The following is a 21202-nucleotide window of genomic DNA, read 5'->3' as shown; positions in this document are numbered from 1 at the left end:
CCCTGGCATGTGTGCCGTTTGCTTGGATTCATGACGACACCGAGCGTGAAAGCGCAGATGCCGAAGAGTGTCGGGCCGGCGTTGGTGGGGGTATGGGTCCAGGCCGTGCTGAACCTGGCGGTGGGATTCCTGTTGCTGGCCTTGGTGAACGACGCGGCGGACCACGGTCAGGAGGAAGGGGCCGGGCTGCTCCGGTTCCTGGCGGTGCTGTCGCTGCTGATGGCCGGGGCGCTTCTGCTGTGCGGCGTGTTCGCGGGCAAGCGGTCGAACGGGATACGTGTCACGGTCGTCGTCATCGAGGCGCTGAGCCTGCTGAGCGGTGTGCTGGGACTGCTTCAGGGAGGCGGCGTCCCGGTTCTCCCGGGCATCGCCTTCGCCCTCGCCGTGCTGCGGGGCTTCAGCTCCGCGGAAGCCAGGAACTGGTTCGACCGATGAGGTACGTACCGAGGTACGTACCCAGGCGGAACGACTCCGTCGTGCCTGTCGTCGCGGCCCTCGCCGTGGCCGTCCTGTTCACCGGGGGTTGTTCGAGCGCCCAGGGCACCTCCCTTTCCGGGGATCCGTCCGAGAGCGCGACGGGGGTGTCCGAGTCGCCGAGCCCTTCGCCGACCCCGTCCATCACTCCCCCGTATCCGACCGGGGCGTCCGGTTGCCACGACAACGAGGGGTGGACGGTCGAGGAATCCAGGGACTGGGTCCGGCGCTTCGTCGACATGCCCGAGGAGAACCATGCGGACGACGGGCTGAGGGTTGTCAGCCTGCCGGGATACAACGGACCGCTCTGCCGGAAGATCACCGTGCAGGTCGAGTTCTGGAAACTGGTGTACGGAGTCGCGAACGGCGCAGACGGCGAACGCCTCTCGGACGGGACGCGATCCGACTATTACGACTATTACTTCGACATCCGCCGGGAGAAACGCGTCGAACTCCATGCGGACGCGAGCGTCGAGCGGAAGATCGCCCTGCCTGCGTCCCTCTACGCGACGGACCGCAGTCCCTGCGAGGGCGCCCTCCTCTCGATCACCGTGGGCAAGCCGCTGACGAGCAAGGAACTGCCCAAGGAGGTCGAGGCCGGCGCCGGAGAGGGCGTCTGGGGTCGCGCCACCGTGGACTTCCGGTCCCAGCGGGTCGCCGACTACGAACTGTCCGAGCCCTCGGCACCGCAGGTGTGCAGCTCGGACGGCAAGCCCACCGCCGACCCGGCCGATGTGCCCCCACCGAGTTCCCAGCCGACGGACCTCTACCCGACAAACCTCTACCCGACGCCCGACCGCAGCTTCGACATCGACGACGTCCTCCGCTCTCCCACGCCCTGAGCCCCTTCCGCGGGATCTGGCGGGATCTGAGCGTGCACCGACCTTTTCACCACATCAACGGGCCCTGGCGCAATGCCAGTTCGGCAGGGCCACCCGACCTCACCCTGGGGGAATCACATGCGTATACGCACTGCGGCTGCCGTCCTTTCCGGCGCCGTCGTACTCTCGGCGCTCGTTCTTCCGGGCGCCGCCCAGGCAGCGGAGCACCCTGGGGCGGCGACGGGTCTCAGAGCCTTCGCCTCGCAGAGCGTCCAGCCGAAGGACTCGCTGGGCGGCACCACATTCAAGAACGGAGTCGTCAACAACGGCAAAGACATCGTTCTCGGTGTAACGGGCAAGAAGGCCGTTCCCGTCACGTTCACCGCCTTCGACGAGGAAGGCGTAGCCATCACCCAGGCGTTCCTGTGGCAGGGCACCGACAGTTCGAGCACGGACACCATCACCGGCGGCCTGGAGTCGGACGAGTACCCCACCTGCACGGAGACGCCGGTCCAGGGCGGCTACAGCTACAGCTGCAAGACGGTCTTCACCATCGACCCCGCGGTCGCCTTCAAGGCCGGCAACGGCACCGCGGGGACCTGGAAACTCTTCCTGGGCGCCTACGACCTCTACGCGAACGCCAGTTACGACGACGACGTCGCCAGGACCAGCATCAAGCGTGCCGCCAAGCTGACCGCCAACGCCTCCCCGGAGCCGGTGAAGAAGGGCAAGACCATCACGGTCACCGGCAAGCTGACCCGCGCCGACTGGACCACAGGGAAGTCCTCGGGGTACTCGACCCAGCCGGTGAGGCTGCAGTTCCGCAAGAAGGGCAGCAGCACCTACAGCACCCTCAAGACGGTCAGGACCAGCCGCACCGGCGCCCTGAGCACCACCACCAAGGCCGGCTCCGACGGCGACTACCGCTTCGTCTTCGCCGGCACCGCCACGACCGGCTCCGCGACGGCGCCCGGCGACTTCGTCGACGTCAGGTAGGCGGCTTCCCGGCCGAGACCGCGGTGGCAGGTTCGCAGGGGCTCACCGGTCACCGCCGAGGGCACTTGGACCGGGCTCGGTCCTGTGCGTGCAGGTCTTCGCCGAGTACGGCACCGTGAAGCTGGACACGGCAGTCGTCCGGCACCTCGACTCCGCGCACGACTGATCCCGGCACGAGGGCACGGAGGAGGAGGGGACTGAGGATGAGGCCGACCGCCTGATCCTCAGTACAGCCAGGACGCGCGCGAGGAGTACGCCTCCGTTCCGACCTCCCTTGATCCCGTGATGTCGACCGTGGCCGGCCCGCCGCGCGGGCCGGCCGTCACCCGCTGAGCCGTACGGGCATACGGGCATAAGGGCGGACACGTTCCGTGGACGAGAGATGCGGAGAACCCCCCTTCATAGGGGCCCGTCTCTCCCCGGCCCGGAACGCTTCATCACATGGACGGCCCAGCGTCAGAAGAGATCATCCGTGGTCATGGCCGAGGAGTCGAAGAGCGGTGACCATGCCCGGACAGCACGCGAGCGCAGGGAGCGTGGCGCGGCGCAGCGCGCCGGATCACCTCCGCTCGCACGAGAGCACACCGGCGAGAGCACACCGGTGTCGGCGTATACCTGAATGTCCCCAGTCACGCACAACTGACAGTGCCCAGGCTGTCGCACCGGATTCAGCTCAGGTCGGGTCGGGCGGGGCAGTTGACCGGTCTGACACACCAACAACGCCGCTCGCTCACGCAGTCCCGCCCCTTGTGACTTGTGGCTGACGCACAGGACCCCCGGTATCCGCGGCTCGAACCGTGCGTGGCTCATCCTCTCGAGGAGGGCCTCGGCGTGCGCCCCGCCATCAGGCTCGCCAGAGCTGCCCGCGATGAGACTCCCGTCTTGCGGTAGATCCGGGAGATGTGGGTCTCGACCGTGCGGCGGCTCAGGCAGAGTCGTTCGGCGATCGCCGGGCTGGTGAGGCCGTCAGCGACGAGGTGGGCGATCTCCCGTTCGCGGGCGGTCAGTTCGGCGAGGCGACGCTCGGGTCCGTCGGCCCCGGCGGCCACCGCCGGGCCGACCGCCTCAGCAAAACCGGTCAGCATCCCGCAACCCCCGGCCGCGGCGAGCCGCCGCCCCCGGTGCCAGGCCGCCTGCCCCCGCTGCGAACCGTCCGGGTCCGCCGCCAGCAGGGAGGCGCCGAAGAGCAGGGAGAACGCCTCCCAGAACACCCCTCCGCTGCGGGCGCTCTCGTCGGCCGCCGCCACGAACAGGTCCGCCGCCGCCCTGTCGTCACCGAGACCGAGGCGTATCTGCGCGGCGCTGCGCATGGCCGAGGCGCGCTGCACGGGCAGATCGAGCCGCTCGGCCTCCTCGTGGGCCCGCTCGGCCCAGTCCTTCGCCGCGTCCAGGTCACCCATGGTGACGGCGGCGGTCACCAGGACCTCCAGGAACAGGGGACGCATGGAGGGCTGCATCCGCCGCAGCCCGGGTCCGCCGGCACGCAGCACCGCCTCCCGGGCACGGGCCGGGTCGCCGGCGGTGAGCGCCGCGTAGCCGAGTACGCACCAGGCGATGGACGCCCACCAGTTGACGCCCAGACCCGCCGCGGCCACCGCCTCCTCGGCGGTGGCCAGTGGCCGCGGATCGCCGGGTGGGCAGGCGTCAACCAGGGCGTGGGCTCTGGTCGCGAGGACGAAGGCGAGCAGTTCGTCACTGCCGATGCCGCGGGCGATGTCCTCGGCTTCCTCGGACAGTTCCACTGCTGATGCGAGCCGACAGGTCTGGGTGCGCACGTGTGTCTTGCACAGCAGAAGGTGGGGCAGGAGGTAGAGCTGGCCGGTGCGGCGGGCTATGGCCATGCCGCGATCGGCGTGCCGCTCGGCGTCGGCGAAGCGCTCCAGGAACGCCTCCGCCCAGGCCAGCCGTACCAGCGGCTCGCACAGGCCGGTCAGATCGCCGTCCGGCAGCGAGTCCACGAGGGCCGCCGCCCGGCGGGTGAAGTCGTCCGCCGCGGCCGTCTCCCCCTCGTACGCCTCTCCCAGCGCCGCGACGCTCAGCGCACCGGCCACCCCCGTCTCGTCCCCGAGGGAGCGGGCCACCTCCAGGGTGTGTGCCACCTCGGAGCGCACCGCCGGGTACGAGGTGTCGTGCGGGGCCGAGGAGCCCAGCTCCAGGCCCAGCGCCACCTGGTCGGCGAGCGACGGCGCGGGATCAGTGCGGTGCAATTCGCGGCGGAGCAGGGCGACCGCCTCCGAGTAACGCCCCAGATGGCGCTCCATGACGGCGCACAGCACGACAGCAGACGCCCGTGACCCCGTCCCGTCGCCCGGGTCGGGCAGGTCGATCACCTGGTGCAACAGGTCCCGGCTCTCCCGGAGCCGGCCGCCGACGCCCAGCGCCCGGGCCCGCCGCAGCATCAACTCGCGCCGTCTGCCCGCGTGTTCCGGCGTGTGTGGAAGATGCCGCAGCACCATTTCAAGCCAGTGCGCGCTGCTCGCGGGCGCCGTCTGTGCGGCCTGCTCGGCGGCCTCGTCCAGCACTGCCGCCGCCCGCGGGTCCCAGCCGGACAGCGACTGCTCGGCATGGTGCGCCCGCTCGGCCAACGGGGCGCCGGCCCGGGCGAGTTCGGCGCTGACGAGCCGGTGGGTCTCTGTTCGCAGCCAGGGGTCGGTGCCGTCGCGGACGAGGCTGCGCAGCACGGGGTGGCGCAGCGCGATCCGCCCGTGCGTGCCGGTGCGCAGCAGGTCGCGCCCGATCAGTACGCCGAGATCCTCGGTCAGTTGCCCCGGCTCCTGGCCGGTCACCGGCCCGAGCAGCGCGGGCGTGGCGTGGTCGCCCAGAGCTGCCACCACTTGGACGAGCCGGCCCTGCGACGGCGTCAGCGGGGTCAGCTCGTCGAGCAGCAGCGCCCCGAGGCCGGTCGTGGACAGTCGGCTCACCGATGCGCCCTCGCGGTGCGCCTGGAGCAGGGTCAGCAGGTACAGCGGGTTGCCCTCGCTCGCCGTGAAGAGCCGTACGGCCTGGTCGCGGGCCAGGTCGGGGGTGAGCAGTTCGATGCACTCCCGCTCGCCGAGCGGGCCGAGGACTGTCCGCCGTACCGTGCCGGTCTCCGTGCCGCGGGTGAGGGTCGCGGCGAGCGGCCCGGGGCTCTGCCGGTCTCGGCGGGCGAGGACCAGCAGGACGCGGGCGCGCACGGGGTGCCGTACGAGATGGTCGAGGAGTTCCAGCGACGCGGCGTCCGCCCAGTGCATGTCGTCCAGGACCACGACCAGCGGAGACGTCGCGGTGTGGGTCAACAGGGCGGCGGTGGCCCGGTGCAGGTGGAAGCGGTCCGTGCTGCGGGGAGTGCCGCTGAGCACCGGAGCGACCTCGGCAGCCGCCGGGAAGGATTCGACGGCCTCCGGGGCGAGGTCGGAGAAGGCGTCGGTGAACGGCTGGAACGGGATGTGGCGTTCGTACTCCGTCGCCCGGCCGCGCAGCACCGCCGCCCCGCGCCGCGTCGCGGCCAGGCACAGCTCGTGGACCAGTCGGCTCTTGCCGATGCCCGCCTCACCGCCGACGTCCAGCACCGCCGGGCGGCCGGGCACGTCCCCCACCAGATCCGCCAGCAGCCGGTCCAGTCGCGCGAGTTCCGCCTCTCTGCCGACCAGCGGTGTCCGTTCCGTCGTCATGCCCTCACGCCCCCACGGCAGTTGGTGCCCCAGCACATCGTGCCGTACCCCACTGACAACCTGTGGGTTCGTGTTCTCGATCTCACACCGCGTCGACGGCCACGCGCCGACGGCGAGCCTCCGGCCCGCGCGGGCGAGCGTCGGTCAGCGCGGGACGGGCAACCCTCGCCCGGGTGGTCGGCCGGACCAGAGCGTGGACGTTCCTGCCGCGCTTGAGCAGTTCGTCGACGACCTTGCCCCCGAGGGAGCCGGTCGCGCCGACCACGAGGACGGGGAGGGTGGTGGAGCCGGTGGTGGCCATGGGGGCCTCGTTTCCATCAGGCGGAGGAAGAGGTGGGCGGGGCAGCGGTGGCCGCAGTCGTGAGCGTCTTCGGCCCGGATCGCTCAGGGGCCGGTCTGAGGTGGGTGGGTCCAGGGCGCCGGTCACAGCAGGCCTGCGGGAGCTTGCAGAGGTCGAAGGCGCCCCGGACGAGGGTGACGCGGCGGTCCTCGATGGGCGGCCGGACGGCGACGGGGAAGGGCACTGCGGCCCCGCAGGGGGTGTTGCCCTGCGCCCCGAGTGAGTCCGTCCTGATTTCACCGGGACAGCTCGCGTTCGCGCCGGACGCTGGGGCCCCGCTCACCCCGTTCTCCTGGCTCCGTTCGGCACGGGTCTTCCTGAGCTGAGCGCGCTGGAGCACTGTCCACTTCGCGGGAACGCCGGAAACGAGGCGTATTCCAGGCCGGAACCGGGGCGCGGGCCGAGGGGAGTCACTAGGACTCTTCCCGGGGAAGGGCGTGGCTGTTGATCGCGTCGGTGATGGCGTAGGCGGTGCGGACGAAGGACTCTGCCTGCTGCGCCGACAGGTTCAGCGCGGAGGTCTCCTCCAGGGCCCGCCACATGGCTGCCAGGGGCTCGCGCAGGGCACGGCCCTTGTCGGTGAGGTGGACGACCATGACGCGCCGGTCGTGTTCGGCCGGCTCGCGGATGAGCAGGCCGGCGTCCTGCATGCGGCGCAGGGACTTGGAGACGGTGGAGTGGTCCAGGCCGACGCTTTCGAGCAGCTCGGACTGGGTCTGGCCGTCCCGGTCCAGGAGGTGCATCAGCAGCAGTTCCTGTCCGGGATGCAGGTCCATCTCGCGGAGCATGGCGGCGGCGCGGGCCCGGTGGGCGCGGGCGAGCTGGAAGATCGCGTAGCTCATCGGCCCCTCGTCGGCCGTCGCGGGGATATGGGGTGTGGGAGCGGCCATGATGCGGTTCCTCAGACGGTGTGGGTGGGGTAGTCGGTGTAGCCGGCCACTCCGCCGCCGTAGAAGGTCGCCGGGTCGGGGGTGTTCAGCGGCGCGTCAGAGCGTAGCCGCTCGACCGGGTCCGGGTTGGCCAGCGCGAGGGCGCCGACGGAGACGAGGTCGGCCATGCCGTTGTCGATGTCCTTCGCGCGGGTGGGCAGGTCGGTACCGCCCCGGTTGAGGATCAGCGTGGTCGGCCACAGTGCGCGCAGGGTGCCCAGCAGCTCCTCGTCGCCCGCGTGGAGGACGTGGAGGTAGGCGAGGCCGAGCGGGCCGAGGGCGCGCAGGAGCGCCGGATACAGCTCGGCGGTGTCGGACTCGGCGATGTCGTTGTAGGGGTTGCCGGGGGAGATGCGCAGGCCGGTGCGGTCGGCGCCGATCTCGTCCGCCACGGCAGCGGCGACCTCGACGGCGAAGCGGATGCGGTTGTCGAGGGAACCGCCGTAGCGGTCGGTGCGCTGGTTGGTGCTGTCGGACAGGAACTGGTGCACCAGGTAGCCGTTGGCGCCGTGGATCTCCACGCCGTCGGCGCCTGCCGCGACGGCGGCCGCTGCGGCGCGGCGGAAGTCGTCGGCGGTCGCCGCGACCTCCTGCGTCGACAGGGCTCGGGGTGTCGGCATCTCCTGGGGCCCGGACGCGGTGAACATCGTGCCCTGCGGCCGGATCGCCGAAGGGGCGACCGGCCGGCGCCCGTGGGGGGTGTTGTCGGGGTGGGCGATGCGTCCGGTGTGCATCAGCTGGATGATGATCCGGCCGTCGGCCGCGTGCACGGCGTCGGTGACCTTGCGCCACCCGGCGATCTGCTCGTCGTGGTGGATACCGGGGGTCAGGAGGTAGCCCTGGCCGTCGGCGGAGGGCTGGGTTCCCTCGGTGATGATGAGCGCGTGCGAGGCCCGCTGGGCGTAGTACTCGGCGTTCAGCTCGGTCGGTACGCCTTCAGGCGTGGAGCGGTCACGGGTCATGGGGGCCATGACCAGGCGGTGCGGCAGAGGGATGCCGCCAAGAATGGTCGGCGTCCACAGGGAATCCAGCATGAGGGGGTCCTTCGACAGGGCGGTGACACGGTCGGTCACCGCAAAGGCAGCGGGTGGTCGTGGGGAGGCGGAAAGGCGGTGGGCGGGCGTGCTCAGTCGACGGTCAGGACGAGCTTGCCCCGCACGTGCCCGGCGTCGCTGACCTGCTGGGCCGTGGCCGCCTGGTCGAGCGGGTAGGCGGTGACGGTGGTGACGAGCTTGCCGGCGGCGGCGTCCTGGGCCAGGGCGGCCAAGCGGGTGGTCGAGCGTTCCTGGGATCCCTGGGAGAAGGTGATGCCCAGCTGCCGTGCACCGAAGTCGGCGATGGTGACGATGCGCTCGGTGCCGCCCCGCAGGGTGATGGAGTCCTCCAGGGCTCCCTTCCCGGCCAGATCGAACACCGCGTCCACGCCGTCGGGGGCCAGCGCCTGCACCCGCTCGACCAGGCCCTCGCCGTACACGGTCGCGGTGGCGCCGAGCGAGGTGAGGTAGTCCTGGTTGGAGGGGCCTGCGGTGGCGATCACGCGTGCTCCGCGGGCCGTGGCGAGCTGGACCGCCAGGGTGCCCACCGCTCCGGACGCACCGTGCATCAGCACGGTCTCCCCGGCGACGACCCCCAGCAGGTCCAGGACCCGCTCGGCCGTCTCGCCGGCCACCGGCAGCGCGACCGCGTGCTGCCAGTCGAGGTCGGCGGGCTTGGGGGCCACGGTGGTGGCCAGCGCGTACTGGGCGTACGAGCCCGTGTCCGACCAGCCCAGCACCTCATCACCGACCTGCACGTCGCTCACGCCCTCACCCAGGGCGTCCACCACGCCGGCGAGCTCGCCACCGGGGACGGCGGGCAGCGGCGTCGGGAACTTGGCCTCCATTGCCCCGGAGCGGATCTTGCCGTCCAGCGCGTTCAGCCCGGCCGCCCTGACGCGGACGCGGATCTGCCCGGGGCCGGGCTGCGGGACCTCGATGTCCGCCTCGCGCAGCGCTTCCGTGCCTCCGAAGCGGTCGAACAGGATGGCTTTCATGACGACTCCTCTCGCGCCACCACCCATTTAGGTGGCTAGACACATAATGAACATAACAGTAAACGTGTGGCTAGCCAAGTATTTGCTGCCGCTCGGGCCGCTCGGGCCGCTCGGGCCGCTCAAGATCGGTCGTGGTCGCGTCGATCTCCTCGGGGCTCACCTGTCTGTGCTCACCTGGCCAAAACAGGCTGCCTTGGCCGGTCGGGTCGGTGGATGGGTCCGGTGATCTGGGTCAAAGGTCGACCCGTGCCCTGATGGGTGTGGGCGACGATCTCCGCGGTGATCGACAGAGCCGTCTCCTCGGGCGTGCGGGCGCCGAGGTCAAGCCCGATCGGGGAGCGCAGCCGGGCCAGTTGCTCGTCCGACGCCCCGGCTTCACGCAGGAGTCGCAGGCGTTGGTCATGGGTGCGGCGGGAGCCCATGGCGCCGACGTAGCCGACGGCCAGTTCGAGCGCCTGTCGCAGGAGAGGGATGTCGAACTTGGCGTCGTGGGTGAGGACGCAGACGGCGGTTCGCTCGTCCACCTCGGTGCGTTCCAGGTAGCGGTGGGGCCAGTCGACCACCACCTCGTCCGCGTGCGGGAAGCGAGCCGCCGTGGCGAAGACGGGGCGGGCGTCGCAGACGGTGACCCGGTAGCCGAGGAAGCGTCCCGACTGGCTGAGGGCGGCGGCGAAGTCGACGGCGCCGAAGATCAGCATGCGGGGGCGGGCCGCCGCCACGTGGACGAGGACGGACAGGCGATCTGGGCACTCCTCCCCTGCCCCGCCGATGTCGACACGGGCGGTGCGGCCGGCTCGCAGCAGGGCTCTGGCCCGGTCGGCCACTAGCCGGTCCGTCTGCCCGCCGCCCACGCTCCCGCAGGCGGCACGGTCATCGCCGTGGACGCCGAGAGTGGAGCCGAGGAAGTCGTCGGGGCCGTCGACGATCTGCGCCACGGCAGCCGGTCGGCCCTGAACGACGGCGTCGAGGACGTCGGTCAGGTGCGGCTGAGCTGCGGGGTCGATGAGCTGCACGAGGACGTCGAGTTCACCGCCGCAGGTCAGCCCGACGGCGAAGGCGTCGTCGTCGGAGTAGCCGAACCAGGCGCGCTGGGGTGGACCCTGGTCGTGCAGGACCTGTCGGCACAGTTCGTAGACGGCTCCCTCGACGCAGCCGCCGGAGATGCTGCCGACCGCGTTGCCGTCCTCGTCCACCGCGACCGAGCTGCCGACCGGCAGGGGTGCGCTGCCGGTGACGTCGACGACGGTGGCCAGGGCGAAGGGGCGTGCCTCACGGCACCAGCGGTGCAGTGTGTCCGCGATGTTCAGCATGGGTCGTTCTCCGTGGTTCGCCGTGGGGGTGGGGCGGGCCGCCGCCACGCCGACGGGGAGCGTGTACGCGGCGGCGGCCCTCGGGGGCCGGTAACCCGGCGGGGGACAGGTCGCCGGACCGGTCGGTGGCCCTTCACTGGCAGGAAAGCCAGGGCTAGAGCAACGCCTCAGCAGTGATGGGCAGTTCGCGGACGCGACGGCCGGTGGCGTTGAAGACCGCGTTGGCGATCGCGGGCGCCACGCCGATCATCACGAGCTCTCCGAGGCCCTTGACGCCGAGCGGGTCGGCCTCGCGGTCCTCTCCGTCCAGGTAGATGGCCTTGAGGTCGGGGACGTCGGCGTTGACGGGCACGAGGTAGTCGGCGAGGTTGGCGTTGACGATCCGGCCGTCGCGGTGGTCGGTGACCGTGCGCTCCAGCAGGGCCGTGCCGATGCCGCCGACCATGCCGCCGAGCGCCTGGCTGTCGGCGAGCTTGGGGCTGATGATGCGGCCCGCGTCGTACACGCCGAGCACGCGCCGCACCCGCACCAGGCCGAGCGTCGCGTCGACGGCCACCTCGGCGAAGGTGGCGTTGTAGCCGTAGAAGGAGTGCCGCTCCGGCCCCGACGGGGGCGCGAAGGACCCGTCCGCTTCCAGGTGGGTGCGGTCGTTGCGGGCCAGCAGCCGCCGGTAGGTCTCCCCGCGCGTGGGATCGTTCTTCACGTGCAGTCGGCCGCCCCGGACCACGACGTCGTCGGCCGCCACCCCGTACAGCGGTGATTCGCGGTCCTCGACGGCCATGTTGATCGCCTGGCGGCGGACGTTGTTGCAGGCGTCGAGGGTGGCGGAGCCGACGCTGGCCATGGTCATCGAGCCGCCGTGCGGCGGGGTCGGCGGGTAGAGGGAGTCCCCCAGCCGGAACGTGACCGAGCGAACGGTCAGTCCGAGGGCGTCGGCGGCGACCTGGGTCTGGGAGGTGTACGTACCCGGGCCCATGTCGGTGGCGGCGGCCTCGACCAGCGCGGTGCCGTCGGCGTCCAGGCGGGCCCGGGCCTGGGCGGGCATGCGCGCGGTGTCGTAGACGCCGGCGGCCATGCCCCTGCCGATCAGCCAGTCCCCCTCACGCGTCGAGCGGGGCCTGGGGGCGCGGCGGTGCCAGCCGAACTCGCGGGCACCGACGGTGTAGCACTCGCGCAGCCGGCGGGTGGAGAACGGCAGCCCGGACGACTCGTCCTCGTTCGGTTCGTTGCGCCGGCGCAGCTCGATCGGGTCGACGCCGAGCTTGTGGGCGAGTTCGTCCATGGCCGACTCGATGACGAAGGAGGCCGTCTGGAAGCCGGGGCCGCGCATGTACAGCGGCGTGGGCAGATCCAGCGGCACCGTCCGGTACGCCTGGCTCACGTTGGGCATGCTGTAGAGCATCTGCCCGGCCGCGAGGATGGACTCGGTGAACTTCTCGTAGGAGGAGGTCTCGGCGTCCAGGTCGTGCACCGCGGCGGACAGACGGCCGCGCCGGTCGCTGCCGAGGCGCAGGCGGTACTCGTAGGACGGCCGGAATCCGGTCCCGAGGTACATCTGCTTGCGGCTCAGCACGAGCTTGACCGGACGCTTCGTCTCACGGGCGGCCAGCGCGGCGACGACCACGTGCGGCCAGCAGCGCAGCGACGTACCGAAACCGCCTCCGACGAACGGCGAGATGACGCGCACCGCGTCCGTCTCCAGACCGAACACCGCCGCGAGCTCGGTCTGCGTGCCCACCACCCACTGCGTCTTGTCCCACACGGTGAGCTTGCCGCCGTCCCAGCGGGCGATGGTGGCGTGCGGCTCCATCGGATTGTGGTGGTTGCGCGCCGTGCGGTAGGTCAGGTCCAGCCGTACGGTTGCCGAGCGCAGGGCCGCTTCGGCGTCGCCGCGCGCGTAGTTCGTCGGCCTGTCCGGCTCGGCCTTGGTGAGGTCGGTCGAGGGCTGCTCGGCGTCGTAACGGACCTTCACCAGGCTTGCGCCGTGCTGCGCGGCCTCCAGGGTGGTGGCCACCACGACGGCGACCGGCTGACCGTGGAAGCGGACCCGGTCGTCCTGGAAGACCCGCAGCCGTCGGCCCTCGGGGTTGTTCGACCCGCTGTTGTCACGGTACGGCAGCTTCGGCGCGTTGCGGTGATGGATCACCTTCAGCACGCCCGGGTGGGTTTCGGCGGAGCGGGTGTCGATGCCGGTGATACGGCCGCGCCCGATGCCCGCGTCGACGATCACGGCGTGTACGGCCCCATCGACATCGTGCTCGGCGGCGTACAGCGCCTTGCCCGTCACCTTCAGCCGGCCGTCCACCCGGGACAGTGGCGCGCCGACGGCTGCCTGCGGCTGGGGGCTCACTTGGTACCTCCTACGATGCGCAGCTGACGCTCGACGGTCCGCCTGAGCAGCTCGACCTTGAAGCGGTTGTGCTCAAGGGGCCGGGTGCCGGCCGTCGCCTTCGCGGCAGCGGCCTCCCACAACGACTCCGAGGGACGTTCGCCGAGAAGGTGCTGCTCGACCGCGGGCAGCTTCCACGGCACGGTGCCGACCCCGCCGACAGCGACCTTCGCCTCGCGGATCAGCCCGCCGCGGAGGTGCAGTGCGACGGCCGCCGAGGTCAGGGCGAACTCGTACGACTGCCGGTCGCGCACCTTCAGGTAGCCGGACTTCAGCGGACGCGGAAGTGCCGGGATCTCGACCGCTGTGATCAACTCGCCTCGTCGTAGCGCCTGTTCACGATCCGGGGTGTTACCCGGTCGCAGCAGAAAGTCGGCGAAGGGGATTCGGCGCCCCCCGCCCGGGCCCAGCAGGTGCACCTGCGCCTCCAGCGCCGCGAACGCCACGGCGGCGTCGGAGGGGTGGGTGGCCACACAGGACTCGGAGGTCCCGAGGATCGCGTGGGAGCGGTTGAAGCCGTGCAGCGCGGCACAACCCGAGCCGGGCTCACGCTTGTTGCAGGCGGCGGTCACGTCCCGGAAGTAGGTGCAGCGGGTGCGCTGCATGATGTTCCCGCCGACGGTCGCCATGTTGCGCAGCTGGGCCGAGGCACTCAGCTCCAGCGCCTCGGAGATGACGGGGTACAGGGTGCGCACCTTGGGGTGGGCGGCGGCCTCGGCCATCGTCACCAGGGCACCGATGCGCAGGCCCCCGCGCTCGGTGACGGTCACCTCGCGCAACGGCAGGCCGGATATGTCGACCAGGCTCTCGGGGTGCTCGACGGTCTCGCGCATCAGGTCGACCAGGGTGGTGCCGCCGGCGATGTAACGCCCGCCACGGTGACCGGCGTTGACGGCCTCGCCGGTGTCGGACACCCGGGTGTAGGTGAAGGGATGCATGAAGGGCCGCTCCTTACTTCCGGCCCGCGGTCGAATGGACCGCGCGCACGATTTTCACGTAGCAGCCGCAGCGGCAGATGTTGCCGCTCATCCACTCCCGGATCTCCTCCGGCGAACCGGTGTGACCCTCCTGGATGCAGCCCACGCCGGACAGGATCTGGCCGGGGGTGCAGTAGCCGCACTGGAAGGCGTCCTCGTCGATGAACGCCTGCTGCAGAGGGTGCAGTTGATCGCCGTCGGCCAAGCCCTCGATCGTGGTGACCTCTACGCCCTCCAGCCGCACGGCCAGCGTCAGACAGGAGTTGACCCGCCGCCCGTCGACCAGCACCGTGCACGCACCACAAGCACCCGCATTGCAGCCCTTCTTCGAACCGGTCAAACCGAAGTGCTCACGCAGCAGATCCAGCAGGGAGGTGCGGTTGTCGACCGTCACGGTCCGACGGGTGCCGTTGACCGTCAACGAGACCCGGCTGGACGGCAACGCGTCAGCGGCGCTCGCCTCCTCCGGGCCGAGGAGGGACGGGCCCCCGATCACACCGCCCGCGACGACCGCGCCGCCCAGGACGGTACTGGTGGCGATGAAACCGCGCCGACTGGGCGCCGGAGAGGACTCGCTGGATCCGGTGGGGGGAGAAACTTCGCATTGAGGGAGTTCGTCAGACATACATACGCCTTCGCATCACGGACGGATCCGTCGTGCACGACAGAGGGACATCAGGCGGGATCGTCACCACCACGGGCAATCGGTGACCGCTCGCCTCCACAGGAGGGCTGGTCTCGCGGGAAGTCTCGCACCACCGGCAACGCCCGTGGCAGGGAGACTTTCCTCCCCCTTTGCCCTCGCCGTTTCGATTGGACACGGCGGCTGTTGAGGCGGAAATACGAAAATGCCTTCCTGGCCTGGGGCGATGGGCAGCCCACCGGGGACGCCGCCGGGACCGGTGGTCCGAACGCCCTGATGCCCTGGGTGAGCCCGGGCCGCGTGATCGATCGGCCGGGGCTACTGGTTGCGGCTGCGGGGGCCGTTGTACTGCTGGTCGGTGACAGGCTCGGCCCAGGTGGTCTCGGGGGTGGCGTCGCCTGTGCCCTCCCACAGGGCGATGTGCTCCATGAACCGGTCGGGGGCGGCGCCGTGCCAATGGTCCTCGTTCGGCGGGCAGGCGACGGTCTCTCCGGGGTGGGCCTCGAAGATCGTGGCGTCGCGGGTGCCGATCAGGGCGACGCCGGATACGACGTGCAGGGTCTGGCCCAGGGCGTGGGAGTGCCAGTTGGTGTGGGCGCCGGGGGAGAAGCGGACCAGGTTGGCGCGTATCCGGGACGGCGCCCGGCCGGCCACGATGACGTCCCACCACACGTCGCCGGTGAACCAGTCCGCCGGGGCCTTGCTGCTGGGCTGCCGCGTGATGAATTCCATGGTGTCTCTCTTTCCTGCGTGGGCTGCCTCTGGCCGGCGACGCAGCCACCGTCCGCGGCGGACGCCGATGACGAAGCCGGCTCCAGGGCTGCACCGCCACAGCGCCGCCTGGACGATGTCCGCTGCGGCGTCGAGTGGTCGCTGGGCCGGTTGGCCTCCGCCTTGCTGTGGCGGCGCGGCGCGGCGCCGTGGCCGGCCGCCGTCAGACGGTTTGGCCGCCGTCGACGACCAGGGCGTGGCCGGTGGTGAAGGACGAGGCGTCCGAGCAGAGCCAGAGCACGGCGCCGGCGATCTCGTCCGGTGTGCCGAGACGTCCGACCGGCTCGTCCGCGATCAGGGCGTCCCGTCCGCCGGGGGTGCTTTCGGCGAAGCGTTGGATCATCTCGGTGTCGATGATGCCGGGGCAGACGGCGTTGACGCGGACGTTGGAGGACGCGTAGTCGAGGGCGGTCGAGCGGGTCAGGCCGATGACACCGTGCTTGGCCGCGGCATAGGCGGCCTGTCCCTTGAAGCCCTTGACGCCGGCGCCCGACGAGGCGTTGACGATCGCGCCGCCTCCCTGCTGGAGCATCAGGGGGATCTGGTGCCTCATGCACAGGAACATCCCGGTCAGGCTGACGCCGATGACGCGGTCCCACTCGTCCTTCTCGATGTCCACGGCCGGCTTGACCGGCTGCTCGACGCCGGCGTTGTTGAAGGCGACGTCCAGTCGTCCGAACGCCTGGACGGTGGCGTCCAGTGCGGACCGCACGTCGTCTTCGCTGGTGACGTCGCAGGTGAGGGCCAGGGCCTGGCCGCCCGCTTGCTCGATGAGCCGCGCTGTCTCCCGCAGGCCGTCCGGGGACAGGTCGGCGAGCGCGACGCGGGCGCCCTCGCGGGCGAAGGCGACGGCTGTGGCACGGCCGATGCCGGAGCCGGCTCCGGTCACGAAGGCCACCTTCCCGGTGAAACCCATGGTGTTCACAGTCATGTGTGGAGTCCTCTCGCTTGCTGGTATGCCGTCGGGTGAGTGTCGTGTCGGCAGTACGCGGATCGGGCTTGAGGCGGAGTTGCGTTCAGTGCTACGTGGGCGCCTGCGCGGGTTCGTCGTGTCGCGCATGGGTGCAGGCGGTGCGCTGGGCCGCGATGACGGTGCCCACCAGGGGCGAGCCGGTCAGGCCGAGGGAGGAGTCCAGAGCCGTACCGGCGATCACCGACCCTGCTCCGATGCCCGTGTTGAAGGCGGAGATGGTCAGCGCCGAGGTGAGAGTGGGAGCGTCGCCCGCGAAGCGCATGGCGAGGGCGGTGAGGTTCTTCAGGAAGCGGCTTCGATGGTGACCTCCTCGGCGGTGGCAAGCTGCTCGGCGCCGCCGTCGGCCAGCTGCCCGATGGGCACCACACCGGCGGCGTAGGGGGCGTCGCCGTAGTAGGCGGCCAGGGTGCCCCAGGGCTCGTAGTACGCCAGATCGCCGGCCTTGGGGTCGGCACCTTCCGGGGCGCCGGAGGTGGACAGTTTTCGCGGCAGGTCGGCCACCTTCTCGACCTGGTTGAGGTCGCGCAGGGACAGGGTGAGCGGGAGCTGGGCGGCGAAGTCGCGGGCGGTGGCGCTGTCGTTCAGGGCGGCGGCGATGTGGTGGCCGTCGAGGGTGAGCCGGATGTTCATGGCGGTGGTTTCGCGTGACGGTGAGGGGGCGGTTGGGGATGTCGAAGCCCGCAACGCGGGTTCGGACGAGGTGGGGGAATCGTCGGTGCAGGCGGTCACGACCAGCAGCAGGGCGGCGGCCGGGACCAGGCGGGCGAGAGCCCGAAGGGGTGCCGGGTTCACGAGGTCGTCCAGGGTCTCAGTCGGGCAGGGGCTCGGCGTAGTGGCGGAAGCCGTTCCGCTGCTGGTGGATGTCGTACAGGCGCCGGGCCAGGACGTCGGGGCTGCTGTGCTCGGCGTCGGGCCGGATGGCTCCGGGGACGATCAGCTGGGCGGCGTGGATGTTCTCCGGGGCCAGGGCGTCGTGGAGCATGCGGGTGTAGGCGCTTTCGGCGGCGAACGCGATCGAGGTGCCGGCGACGTTCGGGTTGGGGCGTACGGCGCTGGAGCCGTTGACGAACAGCAGGGTGCCGCGGCCGAGTTCGCGCATGCCGGGCAGGACGGCGTTCACGCCGGCGACGGGGCCCTTGAGGGAGAAGGCCAGCGGGGCGTCGAGGTCGTCGGTGCTCGTTTCGAGCACCGGCTTCATGAAGCCGGCGTGGGGCACGGGGCTGTACTGGAGGATCTGGATGGGCCCCAGGGCGTCGGCGGCCGCGTTCAGGGCCGTGGTCATCGCTGCCGCGTCGAGGACGTCGGCGGGGAAGCCGCGAGCCTGGATGTCGTCACGGGCGAGTTCGGCGGTCAGGCCGTCCAGCTTCTCCGCGTTGCGGGCGATGAGGGCGACGGCGTGGCCTGCGGTTCCGAAGCGGCGGGCGGTGGCGAGCCCGAGGCCCGGGCCGGCACCGACGAGGGCGAAGGTCGTCATGGTCAGTCCTTGGGTGAGCGGGGGTGGTTCCCGGCCTCGGGCTCGCATCGACCTGGTGCGGCCTCCGAGGGTGGACGCGTGCGGTCAGGGCTTCAGCAGGGCCTTGACGGAGCGTCGCTCGTCCATTGCCTTGTAGCCCTCGGCGACCTGGTCCAGCGGCAGGGTGAGGTCGAAGACCCTGCCGGGGCTGATGCGTCCGGACAGGACCCGGTCGATCAGGTCGGGCAGGTAGGCGCGTACGGGGGCGGGGCCGCCGCGCAGGCCGACGTGGGAGAAGAACAGCTCCTGGCCGTCGACCCGCACGTCGTGGGGTACGCCGACGAAGCCGACGTTGCCGCCGGGCCGGGTGGAGTGCAGTGCCTGCCGCATGGACTCGGCGGTGCCGACGCACTCCAGGACCGAGTCGGCGCCGATGCCGCCGGTGAGGTCCTTGACGCGGGCGACGCCCTCCTCGCCGCGTTCGCTGACGATGTCGGTGGCACCGAACTCCAGGGCCAGCGTCTGCCGGGAGGCATGGCGGCTCATCGCGATGATCCGCTCGGCGCCCAGTTCCTTCGCGGCGATGACGCCGCACAGGCCGACCGCTCCGTCACCGACCACGACGGCCGTCGAGCCGGGCTTCACCTCGGCGGCCAGGGCGGCATACCAGCCGGTGCCCATGACGTCGGACACGGCGAGCAGGCCGGGCACGGCCTCGGCGTCCGGGTGTTCATCGGTGGCGACGAGGGTGCCGTGAGCGTTGGGGATACGGACGTAGTCGGCCTGACAGGTGGACATGAACTCGCGGTGCAGGCAGTTGGACTGCCAGCCGTTGCGGCAGTTCGGACAGGTGTTGTCGGAGGTGGCGAAGGAGCCGACCACGAACTGGCCCGGCTTGACGTTGGTGACCTCGGCTCCGACCTCCTCGACGATGCCGACGTATTCGTGCCCCATCGGGTGCGGGTCACCAATAGGCTCCGCGCCCCGATAGGGCCACAGGTCCGAGCCGCACACACAGGTGGCGACCGTGCGGATGATCGCGTCGGTCGGGTTGATGATCTCGGGGTCGTCGAGGTTCTCGAATCGCACGTCGCCGGGGGCGTAGATGACTGCTCCGCGCATGGGGGTGCTTCCTTCGGTGCGAGGGCCGGTGTGCGCAGCCGGTAGCCGTGATCGGCTGCTCGACACCGAGCCTCACACGCGAAGGCAGGCGCGAAAAGCGGAGGAACCCATCCTGGGAGGGGAACATCCTGGGAGTAGATTCTCCCCCCTTCCCCACGTGCGACCGATGTCATGCTGGAAAGCATGACCAGCAACGTTCCCCTCAATGAGCTGGGAGAATTCCTCAAGAAGCGCCGCTCGGAGCTGAGGCCGCGCACGGTCGGCCTGCCGGAGAGCGACAGGCCCCGCCGGGTTGCCGGGCTGCGCCGCGAGGAGGTCGCCCAGCTCGCCAACATCAGCACCGACTACTACACCCGGCTCGAACAGGGCCGCATGCAGGCATCGGCGCCCGTGCTGGACGTCCTCGCCCGGGTGCTCCACCTGGACGACGACGAGCGCGGCTACCTCTTCCAGCTCGCGGGCAAGACCACCACCCGCACCCGGCGGCCCAGCAGGCAGAAGGTCCAGCCGCAACTGCAACGGGTCCTGGACGACCTCACCGCCACCCCCGCCGTCGTACAGGGCCGGCGCGGCGACATCCTGGCCTGGAACGCCCTGGCCGCAGCCCTGGTCACCGACTTCTCCCGGATCCCGGAGAAGCAACGCAACTACCCCCGGATCCAGTTCACCGAACCCGCCATGCGCACCCTGTACGCCGACTGGGAGACCTCGGCGCAGATCTCGGTCGCCCAGCTGCGCATGGAGGCCGCCAAGTACCCCGAGGATCCCCGCCTGATCGAGCTGGTCGGCGAACTGTCTTTGCGTGACAAGCAGTTCGCCCGCTGGTGGGGCGAGCACCACGTCGCCTCCCGCACCGTCGGCACCAAGACCCTCAACCATCCCGTCGTCGGCGAACTCGTCCTCGACTGGGACACCCTCACCGCCAACACCGACCCCGACCAGCACCTCACCGTCTGGACCGCCGCACCCGGCTCACCCACCCACGAACGGCTCCGCATCCTCGCCTCCTGGGCCGCCGACCAGCACCTGCCCGCGTCACCACCAGCCACCTGACCCCTTCGGCCGCCTCTACGACTCCGGCGGTGGACGGCCGATGGCGTTCACCGTGTCAGCCGTTCTGACTCTCGCGCCATGAACGGCCTCCCCGCGCCTGAAGCCAGGCTTCTGTTCGCTGCCACCAGCCACCAGCCACCAGCCACCGCACAAGGAGCACCACGATGCACACCCGCGCACTCGGCCAGGGCCTTGAGGTCTCGGCGATCGGTCTGGGCTGCATGGGCATGTCCCAGAGCTACGGCCCCAACCCCGGAGACCGGCAGGACATGATCGGTGTGCTCCGCGCGGCCGTCGACCGGGGCGTCACCTTCTTCGACACGGCCGAGGTGTACGGCCCCTACGTCAACGAAGAACTCGTGGGGGAGGCGCTCGCTCCGGTGCGTGACCAGGTCGTCGTCGCCACCAAGTTCGGCTGGCGCATCGAGGACGGCACGTCGGTCGGGCTCGACAGCCGGCCCGAACAGATCACGAAGGTCGCCGACGCCTCGCTGCGCCGGCTGCGCACGGACACGATCGACCTCTTCTACCAGCACCGGGTCGACCCCGACGTGCCCGTCGAGGACGTCGCGGGCGCGGTCGCGGAACTCGTACAGGCGGGCAAGGTACGCCACTTCGGCCTGTCCGAGGCCGCCGCGGCGACGATCCGCAGGGCCCACGCCGTCCACCCCGTGACCGCCGTGCAGAGCGAGTACTCCCTGTGGACCCGCGACCCCGAATCCGAGGTACTGCCCACGCTCGCCGAACTCGGCATCGGGTTCGTACCGTTCAGCCCGCTCGGCAAGGGCTTCCTCACCGGCGCCGTCGACACCACGACCGCCTTCACCGAAGGCGACATCCGCGCCTCCATCCCGCGGTTCGACCAGGACAACCTCGCCGCCAACCAGGCCCTGGTCGACCACGTCGTCACGCTCGCCCGCGCCAGGAACGCCACTCCCGGGCAGATCGCCCTGGCCTGGCTCCTCGCCCAGCAGCCCTGGATCGCCCCGATCCCCGGCACCCGCCGGATCGAACGTCTGGAGGAGAACGCCGGTTCCACCCAGGTCGCTCTGTCCGCCGACGACATGGCCGATCTCGACGCCACGGCGGCCCGCATCGGTGTGCACGGCGACCGTTACAACCCCCAGCACATGCGCCTTGTCGGCAAGTGAGACGACCGTCTGCTCTTCTCCGACGGTTGGACGAGTTGGCGTCGCCCCTTGCTGTCCCGCCCACCCCGTCCGCCAGGGTGCACGGTCTCGGCGGACATGAGCGCAGACTGCCGAC

General features: G+C 71.0%; 20 protein-coding genes. 5 read left to right on the top strand and 15 right to left on the bottom strand.

The features are described 5' to 3' along the window. The first annotated feature begins 30 nt into the window (after nucleotides 1–30). The 3 genes from IEY89_RS09270 (at nucleotide 31) to IEY89_RS09260 (ending at nucleotide 2291) form a co-directional block, all read left to right on the top strand. Complete coding sequence (locus IEY89_RS09270; protein WP_229695118.1) at nucleotides 31–435, top strand: hypothetical protein; 405 nt, start codon at nucleotides 31–33, stop codon at nucleotides 433–435. A 41-nt stretch (nucleotides 436–476) separates the two neighbouring features. After that, on the top strand, nucleotides 477–1316 hold the full coding sequence (locus IEY89_RS09265) for a hypothetical protein (RefSeq protein ID WP_229695117.1): 840 nt from the start codon (nucleotides 477–479) through the stop codon (nucleotides 1314–1316). A gap of 117 nt (nucleotides 1317–1433) precedes the next feature. After that, a complete protein-coding gene (locus IEY89_RS09260) occupies nucleotides 1434–2291 on the top strand; it encodes a hypothetical protein (protein ID WP_189146800.1) in 858 nt (285 codons plus the stop codon). Between the two features lie 806 nt (nucleotides 2292–3097). Here IEY89_RS09260 and IEY89_RS09255 read toward each other — a convergent pair. From IEY89_RS09255 to IEY89_RS09185, 15 genes are all read right to left on the bottom strand, one after another. Then, nucleotides 3098–5944 (bottom strand): helix-turn-helix transcriptional regulator, encoded by a 2847-nt coding sequence (locus tag IEY89_RS09255; RefSeq protein ID WP_189146799.1) that lies wholly within the window; start codon nucleotides 5942–5944, stop codon nucleotides 3098–3100. 82 nt (nucleotides 5945–6026) lie between these two features. Next, nucleotides 6027–6245 (bottom strand): NmrA family NAD(P)-binding protein, encoded by a 219-nt coding sequence (locus IEY89_RS40495; RefSeq protein WP_229695116.1) that lies wholly within the window; start codon nucleotides 6243–6245, stop codon nucleotides 6027–6029. A gap of 452 nt (nucleotides 6246–6697) precedes the next feature. Further along, complete coding sequence (locus IEY89_RS09245) at nucleotides 6698–7174, bottom strand: MarR family winged helix-turn-helix transcriptional regulator (protein WP_189146798.1); 477 nt, start codon at nucleotides 7172–7174, stop codon at nucleotides 6698–6700. 11 nt (nucleotides 7175–7185) lie between these two features. Further along, complete coding sequence (locus IEY89_RS09240) at nucleotides 7186–8247, bottom strand: alkene reductase (protein ID WP_189146797.1); 1062 nt, start codon at nucleotides 8245–8247, stop codon at nucleotides 7186–7188. A gap of 92 nt (nucleotides 8248–8339) precedes the next feature. After that, complete coding sequence (locus IEY89_RS09235; protein WP_189146796.1) at nucleotides 8340–9245, bottom strand: NADP-dependent oxidoreductase; 906 nt, start codon at nucleotides 9243–9245, stop codon at nucleotides 8340–8342. 170 nt (nucleotides 9246–9415) lie between these two features. Next, the gene (locus tag IEY89_RS09230; protein WP_189146795.1) at nucleotides 9416–10555 is read right to left on the bottom strand and encodes an XdhC family protein; all 1140 of its coding nucleotides are present in this window, start codon (nucleotides 10553–10555) and stop codon (nucleotides 9416–9418) included. A 154-nt stretch (nucleotides 10556–10709) separates the two neighbouring features. Continuing rightward, nucleotides 10710–12905: a xanthine dehydrogenase family protein molybdopterin-binding subunit gene (locus tag IEY89_RS09225; RefSeq protein ID WP_189146794.1), complete on the bottom strand. Its 2196-nt coding sequence runs from the start codon at nucleotides 12903–12905 to the stop codon at nucleotides 10710–10712. After that, nucleotides 12902–13882, bottom strand: coding sequence for an FAD binding domain-containing protein (locus tag IEY89_RS09220; protein WP_189146793.1), 981 nt, complete (start codon nucleotides 13880–13882; stop codon nucleotides 12902–12904). The genes IEY89_RS09225 and IEY89_RS09220 overlap by 4 nt, the downstream gene beginning before the upstream one ends. 13 nt (nucleotides 13883–13895) lie before the next feature. Next, the gene (locus IEY89_RS09215; RefSeq protein WP_189146792.1) at nucleotides 13896–14546 is read right to left on the bottom strand and encodes a (2Fe-2S)-binding protein; all 651 of its coding nucleotides are present in this window, start codon (nucleotides 14544–14546) and stop codon (nucleotides 13896–13898) included. 336 nt (nucleotides 14547–14882) lie between these two features. Then, nucleotides 14883–15296 (bottom strand): (R)-mandelonitrile lyase, encoded by a 414-nt coding sequence (locus tag IEY89_RS09210; protein WP_189146791.1) that lies wholly within the window; start codon nucleotides 15294–15296, stop codon nucleotides 14883–14885. Nucleotides 15297–15498: 202 nt separating this feature from the next. Beyond that, a complete protein-coding gene (locus IEY89_RS09205) occupies nucleotides 15499–16266 on the bottom strand; it encodes an SDR family oxidoreductase (protein WP_189146790.1) in 768 nt (255 codons plus the stop codon). 91 nt (nucleotides 16267–16357) lie between these two features. Then, the gene (locus IEY89_RS09200) at nucleotides 16358–16570 is read right to left on the bottom strand and encodes a hypothetical protein (RefSeq protein WP_229695115.1); all 213 of its coding nucleotides are present in this window, start codon (nucleotides 16568–16570) and stop codon (nucleotides 16358–16360) included. 20 nt (nucleotides 16571–16590) lie between these two features. Further along, nucleotides 16591–17100 carry a cyclophilin-like fold protein gene (locus tag IEY89_RS09195; RefSeq protein WP_229695114.1) on the bottom strand — a complete coding sequence of 170 codons (510 nt, stop codon included), beginning with the start codon at nucleotides 17098–17100 and terminating at the stop codon, nucleotides 16591–16593. Nucleotides 17101–17116: 16 nt separating this feature from the next. Then, nucleotides 17117–17782 carry an SDR family oxidoreductase gene (locus tag IEY89_RS09190; protein ID WP_189146789.1) on the bottom strand — a complete coding sequence of 222 codons (666 nt, stop codon included), beginning with the start codon at nucleotides 17780–17782 and terminating at the stop codon, nucleotides 17117–17119. A gap of 84 nt (nucleotides 17783–17866) precedes the next feature. Next, nucleotides 17867–18883 (bottom strand): zinc-dependent alcohol dehydrogenase family protein, encoded by a 1017-nt coding sequence (locus IEY89_RS09185; protein ID WP_189146788.1) that lies wholly within the window; start codon nucleotides 18881–18883, stop codon nucleotides 17867–17869. Nucleotides 18884–19054: 171 nt separating this feature from the next. Between IEY89_RS09185 and IEY89_RS09180 the strand changes: the two genes are divergently transcribed. Together IEY89_RS09180 and IEY89_RS09175 are read left to right on the top strand one after the other, a co-directional pair. After that, nucleotides 19055–19936 carry a helix-turn-helix domain-containing protein gene (locus tag IEY89_RS09180; protein WP_189146787.1) on the top strand — a complete coding sequence of 294 codons (882 nt, stop codon included), beginning with the start codon at nucleotides 19055–19057 and terminating at the stop codon, nucleotides 19934–19936. A gap of 164 nt (nucleotides 19937–20100) precedes the next feature. Continuing rightward, nucleotides 20101–21087 (top strand): aldo/keto reductase, encoded by a 987-nt coding sequence (locus IEY89_RS09175; RefSeq protein ID WP_189146786.1) that lies wholly within the window; start codon nucleotides 20101–20103, stop codon nucleotides 21085–21087. Nucleotides 21088–21202: the final 115 nt, after the last annotated feature.

This window comes from Streptomyces lacrimifluminis (genome assembly GCF_014646095.1).
Classification (GTDB): Bacteria; Actinomycetota; Actinomycetes; order Streptomycetales; family Streptomycetaceae; genus Streptomyces; species Streptomyces lacrimifluminis.
This window is presented reverse-complemented; position numbering and strand designations above follow the sequence as displayed.

Bases quoted from the DNA above. Each gene is read 5' to 3' on its own strand.
- IEY89_RS09260 (WP_189146800.1), top strand. From the start codon at position 1,434: ATGCGTATACGCACTGCGGCTGCCGTCCTTTCCGGCGCCGTCGTACTC.
- IEY89_RS09180 (WP_189146787.1), top strand. From the start codon at position 19,055: ATGCTGGAAAGCATGACCAGCAACGTTCCCCTCAATGAGCTGGGAGAA.
- IEY89_RS09255 (WP_189146799.1), bottom strand. From the start codon at position 5,944: ATGACGACGGAACGGACACCGCTGGTCGGCAGAGAGGCGGAACTCGCG.
- IEY89_RS09210 (WP_189146791.1), bottom strand. From the start codon at position 15,296: ATGGAATTCATCACGCGGCAGCCCAGCAGCAAGGCCCCGGCGGACTGG.
- IEY89_RS09215 (WP_189146792.1), bottom strand. From the start codon at position 14,546: ATGTCTGACGAACTCCCTCAATGCGAAGTTTCTCCCCCCACCGGATCC.
- IEY89_RS09240 (WP_189146797.1), bottom strand. From the start codon at position 8,247: ATGCTGGATTCCCTGTGGACGCCGACCATTCTTGGCGGCATCCCTCTG.
- IEY89_RS09175 (WP_189146786.1), top strand. From the start codon at position 20,101: ATGCACACCCGCGCACTCGGCCAGGGCCTTGAGGTCTCGGCGATCGGT.
- IEY89_RS40495 (WP_229695116.1), bottom strand. From the start codon at position 6,245: ATGGCCACCACCGGCTCCACCACCCTCCCCGTCCTCGTGGTCGGCGCG.
- IEY89_RS09205 (WP_189146790.1), bottom strand. From the start codon at position 16,266: ATGACTGTGAACACCATGGGTTTCACCGGGAAGGTGGCCTTCGTGACC.
- IEY89_RS09220 (WP_189146793.1), bottom strand. From the start codon at position 13,882: ATGCATCCCTTCACCTACACCCGGGTGTCCGACACCGGCGAGGCCGTC.
- IEY89_RS09235 (WP_189146796.1), bottom strand. From the start codon at position 9,245: ATGAAAGCCATCCTGTTCGACCGCTTCGGAGGCACGGAAGCGCTGCGC.
- IEY89_RS09185 (WP_189146788.1), bottom strand. From the start codon at position 18,883: ATGCGCGGAGCAGTCATCTACGCCCCCGGCGACGTGCGATTCGAGAAC.
- IEY89_RS09200 (WP_229695115.1), bottom strand. From the start codon at position 16,570: ATGCGCTTCGCGGGCGACGCTCCCACTCTCACCTCGGCGCTGACCATC.
- IEY89_RS09230 (WP_189146795.1), bottom strand. From the start codon at position 10,555: ATGCTGAACATCGCGGACACACTGCACCGCTGGTGCCGTGAGGCACGC.
- IEY89_RS09190 (WP_189146789.1), bottom strand. From the start codon at position 17,782: ATGACGACCTTCGCCCTCGTCGGTGCCGGCCCGGGCCTCGGGCTCGCC.
- IEY89_RS09245 (WP_189146798.1), bottom strand. From the start codon at position 7,174: ATGGCCGCTCCCACACCCCATATCCCCGCGACGGCCGACGAGGGGCCG.
- IEY89_RS09270 (WP_229695118.1), top strand. From the start codon at position 31: ATGACGACACCGAGCGTGAAAGCGCAGATGCCGAAGAGTGTCGGGCCG.